This is a genomic window from Cohnella mopanensis, assembly GCF_022352055.1.
GTDB lineage: Bacteria > Bacillota > Bacilli > Paenibacillales > Paenibacillaceae > Cohnella > Cohnella mopanensis.
The window spans coordinates 13,129-27,128 of the sequence record NZ_JAKRWM010000001.1 but is presented as its reverse complement, the minus strand read 5'-3'; the positions used below and the strand labels follow the sequence as shown (position 1 = coordinate 27,128).

General features: G+C 47.2%; 10 protein-coding genes. 1 reads left to right on the top strand and 9 read right to left on the bottom strand.

What is annotated here, in order from left to right; genetic code table 11:
* Positions 1-34: 34 nt before the first annotated feature.
* From L3D05_RS00095 to L3D05_RS00065, 7 genes are all read right to left on the bottom strand, one after another.
* A complete protein-coding gene (locus L3D05_RS00095) occupies positions 35-892 on the bottom strand; it encodes a carbohydrate ABC transporter permease (protein ID WP_239613491.1) in 858 nt (285 codons plus the stop codon).
* Positions 893-904: 12 nt separating this feature from the next.
* The gene (locus L3D05_RS00090) at positions 905-1,774 is read right to left on the bottom strand and encodes a carbohydrate ABC transporter permease (protein ID WP_239613489.1); all 870 of its coding nucleotides are present in this window, start codon (positions 1,772-1,774) and stop codon (positions 905-907) included.
* Positions 1,775-1,844: 70 nt separating this feature from the next.
* Positions 1,845-3,167 carry an extracellular solute-binding protein gene (locus tag L3D05_RS00085; protein ID WP_239613487.1) on the bottom strand — a complete coding sequence of 441 codons (1,323 nt, stop codon included), beginning with the start codon at positions 3,165-3,167 and terminating at the stop codon, positions 1,845-1,847.
* 115 nt (positions 3,168-3,282) lie between these two features.
* Positions 3,283-4,860 (bottom strand): response regulator, encoded by a 1,578-nt coding sequence (locus L3D05_RS00080; protein ID WP_239613486.1) that lies wholly within the window; start codon positions 4,858-4,860, stop codon positions 3,283-3,285.
* Positions 4,848-6,674: a sensor histidine kinase gene (locus tag L3D05_RS00075; protein WP_239613484.1), complete on the bottom strand. Its 1,827-nt coding sequence runs from the start codon at positions 6,672-6,674 to the stop codon at positions 4,848-4,850. Before L3D05_RS00075 ends, L3D05_RS00080 begins: the two co-directional genes overlap by 13 nt.
* 181 nt (positions 6,675-6,855) lie before the next feature.
* Positions 6,856-8,370, bottom strand: a complete 1,515-nt coding sequence (locus L3D05_RS00070; RefSeq protein ID WP_239613482.1) for a glycoside hydrolase family 43 protein — start codon at positions 8,368-8,370, stop codon at positions 6,856-6,858.
* Positions 8,371-8,382: 12 nt separating this feature from the next.
* Positions 8,383-9,420, bottom strand: coding sequence for an alpha/beta hydrolase (locus L3D05_RS00065; RefSeq protein ID WP_239613480.1), 1,038 nt, complete (start codon positions 9,418-9,420; stop codon positions 8,383-8,385).
* Between the two features lie 121 nt (positions 9,421-9,541).
* Here L3D05_RS00065 and L3D05_RS00060 point away from each other — a divergent pair, with 121 nt between their 5' ends.
* Positions 9,542-10,309 (top strand): helix-turn-helix transcriptional regulator, encoded by a 768-nt coding sequence (locus L3D05_RS00060; RefSeq protein ID WP_239613479.1) that lies wholly within the window; start codon positions 9,542-9,544, stop codon positions 10,307-10,309.
* Between the two features lie 288 nt (positions 10,310-10,597).
* Here L3D05_RS00060 and L3D05_RS00055 read toward each other — a convergent pair whose 3' ends face one another.
* Both L3D05_RS00055 and L3D05_RS00050 read right to left on the bottom strand, forming a co-directional pair.
* A complete protein-coding gene (locus L3D05_RS00055; protein ID WP_239613477.1) occupies positions 10,598-12,226 on the bottom strand; it encodes a response regulator in 1,629 nt (542 codons plus the stop codon).
* Positions 12,223-13,959: a sensor histidine kinase gene (locus L3D05_RS00050; protein WP_239613475.1), complete on the bottom strand. Its 1,737-nt coding sequence runs from the start codon at positions 13,957-13,959 to the stop codon at positions 12,223-12,225. The genes L3D05_RS00055 and L3D05_RS00050 overlap by 4 nt, the downstream gene beginning before the upstream one ends.
* Positions 13,960-14,000: the final 41 nt, after the last annotated feature.

Genomic DNA, 14,000 nt, shown 5'->3' with positions numbered 1-14,000 from the left:
TTTAATCTCTTTTCGTTATAGGAATTAGCGTTCTTTACCCTTTGACAGCACCAGCAATCATGCTTTTCTGTACTTGTTTGTTAAGGAGCAGATAAATGATAATCGTCGGGATTGTCGAGATCATGAGGCCTGCCCCGATAATTCCCCATTGCGTAATATAGGTTCCCACCATCGACATCATACCGACCGTCAGCGTCTGATAGGCTGTATTATTAATGAATGTTACCGCGAACATCAACTCGTTCCAACAGGAAAGGAACGTAAAGATCGCTACCGTTGCCACCGCCGGGCTAACAAGCGGCAATATAATGGAAAAGAAAGTTCTGTAGATCCCGCATCCGTCGATAACCGCGGATTCTTCCAACTCGCGGGGGATTCCCTTGAAAAAGCTGCCGAGGATGAACACTGCCATAGGAATTCCGAAAGCAACATAAGGAATAATCAAGGACCAATAGGTATTCAACAAGTGTAAGTTCTTCAGGACCATAAACAGCGGCAGCAGAGCCGCGTGAATCGGCACCATCATGCCGAGAAGGATCAGCGTCATCGTTAAATTGCTGAGTTTCCAGTTCATCCTCGTGATGGCATAGCCCGTCATAGAAGCAAGAATCAAAACCAGAATAATGCTTAGGGCTGTCACCAACACGCTATTGAAAAAATATGACAAAATATTTCCGTCGGATAACGCCTTGGCATAGTTGCTCCAAAGGAACTTTTTTGGAAAACTCAGCACATCTCCGCTGAAAATCTCACCATTATCTTTCAGTGAGAAAAATGCTAGCCACACTAGAGGATAAATCTGCGTGATCGCTACCAGAACCAAAAACGCTTGCAACAGGAGTTTCCCAATGAAGCCTGGTCTTTTCTGTATGACTACTGTTGTAGTACTCACTTTTCTCACCTCCTAATCGGTTTTAATAAATTTATTAATGATTACAGTGAACACTAAACATTCCAAGATAATAAAGACCGATAATGCGCTGCCGTAGCCATACCGGTACGTATCAAATATGGTCGTGTACATCAGCGTGCTTGGCACTTCAGTGGAGAAAAACGGACCTCCACCCGTCAACACGTATATCAGATCGAATACTTTGAGCGCACCGATCATGGAAAAGACGAGACATACTTTGAGAATCGGCTTCATTAACGGAATAGTGATGGAGAATGCTGTCCGTATGCGGGAAGCCCCGTCAATCTTAGCCGCTTCGAATATATCCTGAGAAATCGACTTCGCGCCGGCATACATCAATAGCATATGATATCCAATATATTGCCATAGGGTCGGTATAAACGAAGAGACGAGGGCGGTATCTTTCTGGCCGAGCCAATCTTGTGCCCAACTCGAAAGCCCTACGCTCTTGAGCAGCGTGTTCAACAAGCCATAGTCCGCATTGTAAATTTTGGACCACAGTTGCGCGATGACGACGGTCGAAATGAGAACCGGGATGAAATAGACCGTACGGTAAAAGCCCTCCCACTTGACCGTGGACGCCAAGATAAGGGCGAGCAATAGAGAAATCGGCAATTGGATGAAAATCGAAGCCCCTGCAAACAGGAGAGAATTTTGCATGGATTTTAGGGCTCTCGAATCCGTGAACATTTCTACATAATTTTCCAGACCGATAAAAGTCCCTTTTCCGATACCGTTCCAGTCGAGCAAACTGTAATAACTCGAGACGAAAATAGGAATCATGACAATCGTACAAAAAATGATGAGAGTGGGAAGAACAAATATACTTAATGCCGTTTTATTCGAAAATACGGAATTCATAATCGACCTCCTATTAAAAGATGTGGTCAGGGATCGTTCCCTAACCACATCCTTATCGGTTTGTTATTGATTAGAGCGTAAGTTCCGTCGGTTTAAGCTTGGCCATCTGTTTGCAGAACTCCTCCGGAGTAATGTCGCTTGCCAAGAGTTGCGCGATTAAGTTTTTGTGCGTTTCCGCCGACTCTGCCGGGAGGATATTATCCCACCACGTAATAAACGACGTCGCCGTTATCATGATGTCTGCTGCGGACTGGTCAAGCGTGGACAGGCTCGAAGTATCCAACCCGTCAATGTTCCAGCTAGGAAGCCCTGCTCCGGCCAGAAAACCTTTCGTGCCGAGCTGCTCGCTTAAATACGCAAGGAATTCAGCGGCTTCTTTCGGATGTTTGGTGCTGCTGCTGACGTAAAAGCCGTCGACGCCTCCGCCGAACAATTCGGCAGCAGAACCCTTGCCGTCTTCGAAAATCGGAAAAGGAATGACCTTAACTTTGCCTTTGGTTGCCGTGGATGGGTCTTCGATACCGGCATTCACCCAGTTGGCTTGGAACATCATGGCTCCATTGCCCGCATTAAACGCGCCGAGCATTTCATCGTAGCTCATGCTGAACATGCTGCTGTTGAATGCGCCTGCTTTTGCCAGCTCCTGCATCTTAGTAGCGGCTGCAACGAAATCGGGCGAATCCCACTTGGAAGGATCTTTAAACGCTTCGATAACCGCGTCATTTCCTGCCTGGCGCATCGCGACGATGTCGTACCAATACATGCCGGGCCAGCGGTCCTTCTCTCCCATAAGAGCCGGCGTAATGCCCGCAGCCTTCAATTTCTCTACCGCAGCGAGCAGTTCAGAATAGTTCGTCGGGATTTGGGCTCCCGCTTTATCGAATAATTCGGTATTGACATAAAGATTGGCAATGTGTGTATAAACAGGCAATGTGTAAATTTTCCCATCCGTTTCGATGGCTTTCAACATACCCGGGGCCAACTTCGTCTTGATGTCGTCTGTCACATAGTTGGTGATTTCAAGGACATTTCCGGACTGGATGTAAGGTTGCATGAAGCTACCGCCACCCATGCCGTAAAATACGTCAGGCGCCTCGTTTGCGGCAATGGCAGTCTTGATTTTGGTCTTATACTGCTCGCCGGTCGTTCCTGTCCGTTCGATTTGAATGTCGGGATGTTCGCTATTCCACTTTTTAATGATTTCCGGCAACAATTTTGCCGACGGATCCGTATTGCCGACAGACTGATCCCATAGATTCAGCTTAATCGTTTCGCCGCTTCCGCCCTTCTCCGACTGCTTCTCCCCGTTAGAATTAGAGGAGCATGCGGCCATGCTGCCTACGATGCCCATAGCCAATACAATGCCGGCTGTCTTTTTTAGAAACGTTTTCATTTTATAAACCTCCCTAGTTGTTTTGCTGTTACGAATTTTATTGTAGGGAAGAAAGCGCTTTAGCTCCATTCAAAATACGTGCATCCGCTTTCAAAATTCGAACATATTCCGTCAATTATTTCACGTTTCTGTATTCGTTCACGGACCTGCCGATATTCTTCTTAAATAAAATGCTGAAATAGTGCGGATCGGCGACTCCCACCTTGGCACCGACCTCGTACCCTTTTAAATCGGTCTGTTTCAGCAAAGCTTCCGCCCGTTTCATGCGAATATTCGTAAGATATTCCACGAACGTTTGCCCGCTTTCTTTCTTCATAAGCCGTCCCAAATGGCCCGGGCTGACAAAAAACGCCGCAGCGGTGCTCGCTAATCCAAGCTCGGGGTCGCCCATGTTCGTTTCAAGGTAATCTTTCACCTGGCTAATCAGGTTACCTTCTTTCGCCCGGTTCTTCACATGGATGGTCGTCGAAAGTTGAAGGACGTAACCCTCCAATATTGTCATTAATTCAGGCAAATTATCCGCGGCAAGAATGGATACCAGCGTTTCTTTATCAATAACGTGCTCATTTTCGATTTGCTGTTCGATGGCAGCTCGCTGGCATTCCGTGATCACATCCATCGCCGCCATTCGGAACTGCGACACGCTCGCAAACGAAAGGTCAAAGATTTGATGCAGAACTTGAATCGCTCGCTCGGACGAACCCACGCTGATGTAGAACTGCAATTGCTGGAGAAGGTCTGAATCCGAACGATACGGTTGTTCTTTGTTATCGACAACGTCTTCAAAACAGACCACCTGATTTTTGCCGATAAAGGCTTTATATTGAAGCGCATGGCAAGCCTCCTGATATCCCAGGCGTGCCTCCTGTATATTTCCATGTTTCCGCCCGATCCCGGTGCTGACGAAGCAATTGTAGGAATCGATCAGGTTGGTTTGAAGCCGTTCGCACTCGCCGACGAAATCCGAATCCCGGTTAAAGGCTATCAAGACGATTTGGTTCCTGGCATCCGATAGAATGACGACTTTGGAATCATCTAGGAAAAATTGTTCCGTCTTGTTTTTACATTCCATTTCCAAGAGAATCAGCTGTTCCTCTGATTGCTTCGGGGATGCCAAGGAAATTTCGATAACGGCAATTTGAGATGCGCCCGAACCGAGCGCCGGAATATTGAAATATTCCGCCTTTTCATTAATCTCTTCCAAAGAAAGGGCGCCCGATAACCATTGGTTCAAGAACTTTTCCCTTAGATACGGAAAGTTCCGCTCCAGATCTTCCTTTAACCTCTCAAATTCCTTTTCACGCGTACGCTCCTGCTCGATTGTACGTTTTAGCTTGTCTGTCACATGGAGCAGTTCCGAAGCGCGGATCGGTTTTAAAATGAAATCCGAAATTCCGAGTTTTATACTTTTTTGAGCATATTCAAACTCGTCATGACCGGTTACGATTACGATTTTAATATCCGGATACTTGTCCAAGACCATACCGCTGAACTCGATTCCGTTGATGAACGGCATATAAATATCCGTCAATATAATATCCGGTCTCCATTCATCCACCAGATCGAGCGCTTCTTGCGCATTGGAAGCTTCGCCTACGATCGTCATCCCCTGTTTCTCCCAGTCTATGCGCATTCTGAGCAGATTCCGTATGAGATGTTCGTCGTCTACGATCAAAACCTTTAGTTTGTCCATGTTGTATAGTCTCCCATGTATATGAAAAAGGTGATTGTCGTTCCCTTTCCCGGATCGCTTTCGATTCTGATATTGCTGCGATCTCCATAAAAAATACGCAAACGTTCCATGGTTCCCCAAAGGCCGAAGCTTTTGATTTGTCCTTTACGTTCCGTCTGCAGAATTTGCGCGAGTTGATCTTCCGACATCCCGACGCCATCATCGGCAATCGATATTTTCATAGCCCCTTCCGCAAGATGCGCGCTGATTCGAATCGTTCCCTTCGTCCCTTTGGGCCGAATGCCATGATAGATCGAATTTTCAACCAATGGCTGCATAACCAGTTTCAGAATCGGGAACTGGTTACATCTCTCGTCCACATCATACTGAACCTCGAAAATATCTTGATAACGTACTTTCTGGATTTTCAAATAATTCCGAACCATGTCGACTTCTTCGCCAACGGTGATCACGTCCCGTCCTTTGCTAACACTCATGCGATAATAACTGCCTAGGGCCTCTAGCAGATCACATACCTGATCGTTTAATCCGGTCATCGCTAACGATGTAATAGAGTCTAGCGTGTTATATAAAAAATGCGGCTTGATTTGAGCTTGAAGCGTATTTAGTTCCGCTTTGCGAATCGTATTTTGCTCTTCAATAATCCGCTTCAGTAACTGATCGATTTGTTCAATCATATTATTGTAACCGTTAAATAATTGTTCGAATTCATAACTGTTAGACACTGCGTTTACTTTCTGAAAATTACCGCTTTGGGCTTTTTTCATGGATCGCAGGAGCTGAAGTATAGGATGAATAATGCTGCGCGAAATAATAAACGAACTCGCGAAAAAAACGGTTCCGTTAATAATAAGCAGAATAAGCGCCAAAAAGACAAGCGATTTGTTCGTAGAATCAATTAAATTGTGCGGCGTTATACTAGCAAAATTCCAATTGAAATTCCCGTCCGAAAGATAAGAAACCGTATATTTCTGTGAACCGGATTTCATGGTAAGGAAGCCAGAGGCGCTGTGCTGGAATGCTTGCTTCATCTCATTATCGTTTGTTTCCAGCATCTGCTTAAAGAGCGCGTAATGATTATCTTCTGTTGAATTGGCAGAAATGACCTGATTATTTTCATCCAAAATAACGATCTGCAGGGAGTTTTGATTCGGAAGATTAGAATACGCCTGTACGAATGCGTCTCCCTTGATATTGATGACCAGAATCCCCAGCGTCGACGTGTTGTCGATGTCCCGGATCAATCGAATGAAGGATACGAAATTTTCTTTGGAAACGTCCGAAAACGCCCCGCTTCCGTTTAACTTCAAAATATACTTTCCATTCTCGGATACCACTTGTCGATACCATGGAGCCTCTTCCACGTTCGCTATCGTAAAAGTCGGGGATTGTTCCGTTCCGACGGAAAAACGATGGCCGGAATTGTCGAATATATGAACGGAATCGATAATCGGAACCGCTTGCATGAGATTGTATAAATACATGCTGACCTTTGACTGGGTTTGCAGGTTGGAATACACATTCCCTTTCCTTAGCAAATTTTGCAGATTATTATCCGAGAAAATCATTTTCGAATAGTTATTTACGTTGTCCACCGTTAAATCTACGCTTGTCTTTATGGAAGTGATCGTTTGAAGAGATGCCTCATTGATTTTGTTCTGCGCTGAGTTCGAAGATATTTTATTGAACACTACAAAACTGAAAGCCACCGTAATCAAGATTACTAAGAAATAGACAAAAGGTATTTTCAGCGCCAGTCTTCTCCACTTGCTATAAATATCCGATTTCATGCTCTTTGCCGTTCGTACTATCACTGTCTGCCCCTCCGCTTTTTTAGCTGTTTCCCACCTACAAATCTAGTATAGACACCTTACTGTCAGCTCGGGCCATTAAAAAAAGATTATATCACTTTTATTTTCCCTTCGTCGGGTAGCATCTGAAAAGAGCTAGCCTCACACAGCTAGCTTTGGTGGTGGTGCCTGTGCGTCAGAGGTACTAACCGCTCCTCCTCGCATACCTAAAATAATCGAAGTCGGTGTAACCGCCGGATTCTTTCGCGGCATAGTTGAATAGTCCGAACCGGTAACCCATGAAATGATGCAGCGTATACTCCATCTTCAGCGGCTGCCCGATCTCGTGCCACAACTCTCCGTCCGCCGAATAGCAGAAGTAAGCGAGGTCCGCACTGTCATCGAAAATGCAATCGATTTTTATGTAAATCAGACTGTCCGCGTAAAGATGGCTCTCGATCGTGTGCTCGCTGCCATCATCACCTTTGACACTCATGAAGACGCGGAATTCCCCATTCTCGTTTGCCAGAATGCCGACCGCACCGAAGTGGAAGGCCAGCGCGACCAAACCAGCGCGGTCTCCCGGCTTCATCCCCGCCGCATCGATCATTGTTGAAGCGCTGCATGCTGGACCTTGCGTCCGCTGCGTCAGGGTATTACGGGCAAATTCGACACTTCTGGCAAGATGCCCTGTCCGCAGCCGCAGCCAGCCCGGCCGTTCTGTTACGGACCACAGCGAGTTATCCGGATTGTGATTCCATTGCCAATTCAACGCCAGTTTGTTAATCGAGTAATCGAATTCGTCGCTGATTACGAGCTGCTTCGGTTCCGAGCCCGGCATCGGCACTTCGAATGAAGCAGGCACCTTCCCCTCCACGCCGAAAACTGGCCAGCCGTTCTCCCAAGAGACAGGCAGCACGCAAGGAATCCGGCCGACCGCATCGTGGTCCTGAAACAGCACGGCATACCAGTCGCCGGCGGGCGTTTCGACAATGCCGCCCTGCGCGATGCCGTTGTTGCGGTATCCCATGTCGTCGTCGATTAGCATTCTGCGCTCGTAGGGGCCAAGCAGCTCACGCGAACGATAGACCAGTTGCCTCCGGCGACGGTTTCCCGTGCTCGGCCATTCAATGAAGAACAGGTAATAATAGCCGTCCAACTTATATGCATGGCAGCCCTCGCACCGGAGTCCGATCCCGTCTCGTTCCGTCTCGAACAGCAATTGATCGACGCCACCGGGTTTATGAGCCGTCGCATCGGCAGTCAGCTCCGCAATCCGGATGTCGCCGTTGCCATAGATCACAAATACGCCTCCGTCGTCGAACAACAGGGCCGGATCATGGTGAAGACCTGGAATGACGAAACGTTCCCATGGACCGTTCTCGATATCCGATGTTCTATAAACGTAAAAGCGATTCATGTCGTTGCAAGAGAAGCAAACGTAGAACATGCCTTCATAATGGCGAAGGCTTGCGGCCCATGAGCCCTGGCCATAAATACCTTTGCCGTCCAGCAAATTGTGGGCGTCGTTATCCTCGAGGGTCTCGAAAACATAATTCACGATCTCCCAGTGCATCAGGTTTTCCGATTTCATGATAGGGCAACCGGGCATCGAATGCATGCTCGTGCTCACCATATAGTAGACGTTTCCTACTCGAACCACGCTCACATCCGGGACGTCCGCCCAGATGACCGGATTCGTAATCGTTGTCTTGCTCATCCGTATCTCCCCTTAGTGATTTCCTTTCCCGAATGACAGACGAATAAAATGATACGCGCCGCTGTTCCACACGTTGAAGTCATGTACACCATCTTTGATTGAGACTTGGTAATATGCATCGAGATAATCCCCTGCAATATCTGCAAGTCCCTCGTTCGATTGCGTGTAGCAATCGATAGATATTTTGTCGGCATTTCCGCATGTCATATATAACAATTTAAGCCTGTTGCCGCTCAATGCGATGCTCGAGCCCAGAAACTTACCGTTGCTCGATGTAGGTGCGTTTGAGAAGGCACCTAAGTAAGCGAACAGATCGGTCATCCCCCGCGCGGGAACAGTCTCGGTAAGCCCGTTGCTCCAACCGCTCTCCTTTCCTGCAATAGCCGCGGAATCGCATCGATAACCGCCAAGGATCAAATTCAATGTCTGCATGCCGCCCATGGATAAACCCGCGATAGCCCTGTGCATTCGGCTGTATTCAACTGATTCCAGAGACATCTCTCGAATATTCGCATATGTCTTGAATGTGGATTCAATGAACGGAATCAGATCGTATCTCAGCTCATAATCGAAATAGTAGAATCCGAGCATGTTGGTTCCTTCGGAATTGAAAGTACAATCCGTCCAATCATGCGAGCTTCTTCCATTCGGCATAACGACGATGATCGGATCGATATCGCCGCTCGCGATGAGATTGTCCAACATATTGCATAAGAAATAATTGCCGCCCTCAATCCCTTTGCCGCGTAACCACTCGTAATGGTCTCCGCCTACACCGTGAAGCAAGTACAACACATTGTAACGGGTATCCGGATCGAATTTTTCGTAACCCGCTGGGAGATATACGCTGCAGGATTTCATGATCGCCTCTCCACTAACCGTGGCTCTTCCCGCTTCCTCGGCATCGATACGGCGATCCGTCACGAGCTGGCGCGACGAGTTAATATAGTTTTTTACCGGATAAACAACGTCCTTGACTGTGCCTTGCTTGCCACTCCCAACCGCCTTCATGTATGCGGCGGGAATTTCCGTCCTATCCATGTTCACCATCGTTCACTATCCCTCCTAAGACTTGGCTATGCAGATATATCAGCGATTTTCTCACTCGAATCTTCATTCCTATTTTCCTCACTATGGTATATTTAAGACATGCTTAAAGGGAGGGGTACGGATGACCCATATTCACTATGTCGAATGCAATACTACGCACTCAAGCCATTTTGTAATCGATGTTCCCGTGGGTTATCACTGGCTCCTAGTCATTACCAAGTCCCCCGCGCAATTCTGGGTCGATGACGAACTCAAGGAATACCCTGCTCACAGCGCCGTCCTCTACCGCCCACTTCAGAAGATCTATTACCGAGCCTGCGCCGATTATTATTTCGTAAATAACTGGATCCGCTTTGAATCCAACGAACCTTATATAACGGAATCACCGCTTCCGTTCGGCGTTCCTTTTTCCTTGAATGATCCGGACTACTGCCATAAGTTGTTTGAACTGCTAGTCATCGAACACAATTTTAGTCGGGATTACAAAGAATCTTCCACTGATTTTTTATTGAGGACGTTGTTCAACAAGTTATTGGAGTCTTATTTTCAAGATGCCATTACGCCTCAATACTACAAACTATTGAGAATTCGCACCGCTATTCAAAACAATCCGGGCGATAACTGGACGGTTTCGAAAATGGCGGATTATCTACGAATCAGTCCAGGCTATCTTCAAAACATTTACAAAAAAAACTTTGGCATTTCTTGTATAGATGACGTCATCAACAGCCGAATCCGATTGGCCAAAGAATATTTGCTTCATAGCAACCAAAGTATTGCTGAAATCGCTGCTCAATGCGGTTATCAAAATGTAGAACACTTCTGCAGGCAATTCAAACAAATAACGGGAAATACGCCGCGAAAATTCCAAAAGCATACAAAAGGTTGAAACGATCAATCCGAAGCCTAATTGGTGCAAACGCTTCCACATCTACGCAAAAGAGCAGCTATCGACAATACGAAGCATTACTGATACCTTTCCAATCCATACGCCTCCATACATTCACCGATTTTCATAAAAAAAATCTTAAATGACTAACCAGATTAAAACAATGATGTATACCAATATATAATTGATCTATACCAATTTTCCTGATTCATTAGTGTATGGTACAAAATTGATATTTCATGACTTATGGACGAAACCGAAAAACTGCTTCGGGAAGGCGCAACAGTTCTATTTTTTTCTAGCCCGATATTGCTGAGGCGTTACGCCAACAACTCTTTTGAACAAGTTGGAAAAGCTCCCTAAGCTTGTATAACCTACATTTTCCGCAATATCGGTAATCTTGTTTTCTGTTTCTTCCAGCATTCGTTTGGCTTCCTGTATTCGTTCTTGAATGATGGCGTCCGACAAAGATAACCCTGTCTCCTTTTTGAACATCCTGGACAAATACGCCGGATTCAGATAGACATGCGAGGCCAGATCTTCCCGGGTTATCTCCTGGCTTAAGCGGGAACGAATGTATTGCCTGATCTTGGCGACAACGGTGGAGGATACGTTATTGCTTGTCCGCAGAAGTCGCACGGTCGCCCCTAGGCATTCCCTTGTCCAACTCTGCAGGGCCAGCATATGTTTCGGGAAGCTTCCCTTGTCCGCCAGGTTTTTCAGCTCCGCCGATTCGTTTATCGTTAAACCTTTTTTCGCGAGTAGGGTATGAACGATAAAAAGAATGCCGTGGATGATCTGATCATGCGATTCCTTCGTCCAAGTTTCTGTGCCGCTGCCGCTAAACCACAGCGTAACGCGGCGATCCAATTCCTCTAGTTCGCCGAGTTCCAGGATGGTGGCCCATTCCGAAAACAAATACAAAGGAGCAACCGCCGGTATCTGTTCCAGCGGTTTAACAGATGGCGGATAACCGGAAGTGAATACTTGCCGGGAGCGGTTAATGTTGCGTTGTTCTTTCTCCGTCACGTTAGCGTAGGCGCTCACGATCTCCGGCAGGAGTACCGACGGGCTAATGTAGATAGACAAGGAGCAATGGAGCAACCGTTCGCACTCGTTCAGGAACCGCCGGCAATTGCGTTCCAGTACGTTGCCGACGGGGTCTGCTTCGCGCCTCTCGTATACGATCGCTAGATTAAGACCCGCATGATTCTGAAGAACGACGCCTTCTAACTCGCTCAATAGAAGTTCTCCGGCCAAATTGCGAAGCGCGTATTCCATTATGGACTCGTCCCGCGCGCTCAGGTTCTCTTTCCATTGCTCCAGACCTAACAGGACCAGGATAAAACGGTCGCTCGGCTTGAAATCCAAACCGTAAGTTTCCGCGGATCTTTGCAACGAATCCGGATGAAGCGATGCTCGCTGGCTAAGGATGTCCTGCCAGAAGCGCTCCACCAGGATCGGCAGTTGTCGATCCCATTTCCTTCGATAATCCTGCATAAGATCGTCATACTTTAGCTGGTCATTCCGCCTGCACACTTCGGCGATCGCTTCGCCCGCCACTTTCTTCAATTGCCCGTAATCGACGGGTTTTAACAAATAATGAAACGCTCCATGTTGAATGGCACGCTGCGCGTATTCGAAATCCGCATGGCATGTGAGCATAATGGTTAGGGTGTTCGGCGAGTGTTGCTCCACCCAGGCCAACAAATCCAGTCCGTTCCTCCCCGGCATCTCGATATCGCATATAAGCAGATCAACTGCTTCGTTCCTTAGGCACTCCACCGCTTGCTCTACGTTTTCCGCCAGCCTAACGTCCGTAACGCTAAGCTCGCTCCAGTCCACGCCTTGCTGCAAACCGAGCAAGGCGAAATATTGGTCGTCTACGATCAAAATCCGGTACATAAGATCGATCACGGTCTCCTCGTCATGGGCAATTTCATTTCTACCACTCCGCCGCCCCGAGGATCGTTCCGGAAAGCAAGATTCGCTCGTTCATCATAGAACATAACTAAGCGTCTACGAACGTTCCATACCCCTAACTGGCGGTCCGTCGGCTCTTTTTCATATATTCCGCCGTTAAGAAATTCGAGTTGCGAATCGGTAAATCCCCGTCCGGAGTCGCTGATTTGGATGGAGACGTACGATACCCCGTCATCCCCGATTTCCGCGCTCGCCGTTATCTCGACTTGGAATGGTTTTAGATTATCTATAAATCCATGCTTAATGGCATTTTCTACGAAAGGTTGTACGAGCAGCGGCGGAACGAACAGACTTTCGAATTCCTTCGGAAGCCGTTCGCGATAGATCAGCTTGTCAGGGTACATCACCATTTGGATTTCCATGTAATTCCGAATATGATTCAATTCGCTGGCGAGCGGAATCCAGCTATCGTTGGTACTCATGATAAACCTGAAATAGGACACAAGATGGCCTATCATCTTTTTGATCAGAGAGTACTTCTGAAGCTCTACCAAATGGTAGACGATATTCAGGGAGTTCATAAAAAAATGGGGATTGATTTGGGCCTGAAGATGTTTAAGCTCGGCCTGCTGGACTTTCATTTTCTCTTCGTATACGTCGATCTTCAGATCGCCGATTTGTTCGGCCATCCGATTGAACTGTTCCGTAATCAACCGAAACTCCTTGGTATTCCCTTCCTTCAGTCGATAATCCCATTGTCCCTTGCCAAGAATGCGCATCCCGCTTGCCAATGAATGAATCGGCTTAAACACGAGACGGCTGAGCAGAATAAGAAGAATGACCAACATCACGATAACCGCGGCCGGGATGCCCTCGATAACGCGTTGGAACAAAGGAAGCTCGTCCAGTAGCGATTTTTCGTCCAATAGGATGAACGCGTTGAGATCCGAAAAAAGCGACGGTTTGCCTACGAACAAATAGCTGTTACCGTCGCCGAGACGAATGGAAACGCTGGTGCGGGCCGATTGTTCATCCAGAAGGCCGCGGATGCTGACAAGATCCTCGTTCGTAAATTGACCCCACAACGGCTTGCCGTCTTTCGATATCATGCCGATCTTCTCATCGTTACTTGCGGGTCCTAGCTGGGTTAAAGGCTGTGCCAAAGAGTCGATGCTGACAAGTACGCCGATGAGCAACCTTCCGCTTTTATCCGGCAGAGCCTTATACAAGACAGGCTCGCCGCCGACGGTGACGATTTCCCACTTCAAAGAAGTTGGAAGCTTGAGCGTTTCCAGCCGCGACGACAGTCCGGATCGAATATCTTCTTTCTCTTGGTAATACTCATTTCGGCTGCTTAAGAACAATTCGTCCCTCTTCTGATGATACACGAACACAGTGCGGATAATGGAGTAGTAGCTGACATCGTTGTACCATTGATCCATCAATTTCCGCAGGGACACATAATAGTTTACGCTGTCCGGGTCGCTTGCCGAGTATAATTCCAACAGCAGATTGTCATTTGCCGTGCGAGTCAAATAAGTGCCGGTCTGCTCTAGTAACTCATCAAGGGTGCTTAAATGCAGAGCCAGCGTATTCGAAGCGGAATTCGTGACTTTCTCCCGGACAATGTTCGTTGAATAGATATTCGTATAATACAAAAAAAGAAAAAGCGGCGTCACCAGAAGCAGGACTAGAGCGCTTACTTTAAATCGCAATGATAGTCTCATAGTCTCTCTCCTCTTACTTGGCCTTAAGCGACGATGCGGCA

Excerpts from the sequence above, each read along its gene's own strand:
- L3D05_RS00090 (WP_239613489.1), bottom strand. The coding sequence starts at position 1,774 with ATGAATTCCGTATTTTCGAATAAAACGGCATTAAGTATATTTGTTCTT.
- L3D05_RS00085 (WP_239613487.1), bottom strand. The coding sequence starts at position 3,167 with ATGAAAACGTTTCTAAAAAAGACAGCCGGCATTGTATTGGCTATGGGC.
- L3D05_RS00080 (WP_239613486.1), bottom strand. The coding sequence starts at position 4,860 with ATGGACAAACTAAAGGTTTTGATCGTAGACGACGAACATCTCATACGG.
- L3D05_RS00070 (WP_239613482.1), bottom strand. The coding sequence starts at position 8,370 with ATGAGCAAGACAACGATTACGAATCCGGTCATCTGGGCGGACGTCCCG.
- L3D05_RS00065 (WP_239613480.1), bottom strand. The coding sequence starts at position 9,420 with ATGGTGAACATGGATAGGACGGAAATTCCCGCCGCATACATGAAGGCG.
- L3D05_RS00060 (WP_239613479.1), top strand. The coding sequence starts at position 9,542 with ATGACCCATATTCACTATGTCGAATGCAATACTACGCACTCAAGCCAT.
- L3D05_RS00050 (WP_239613475.1), bottom strand. The coding sequence starts at position 13,959 with ATGAGACTATCATTGCGATTTAAAGTAAGCGCTCTAGTCCTGCTTCTG.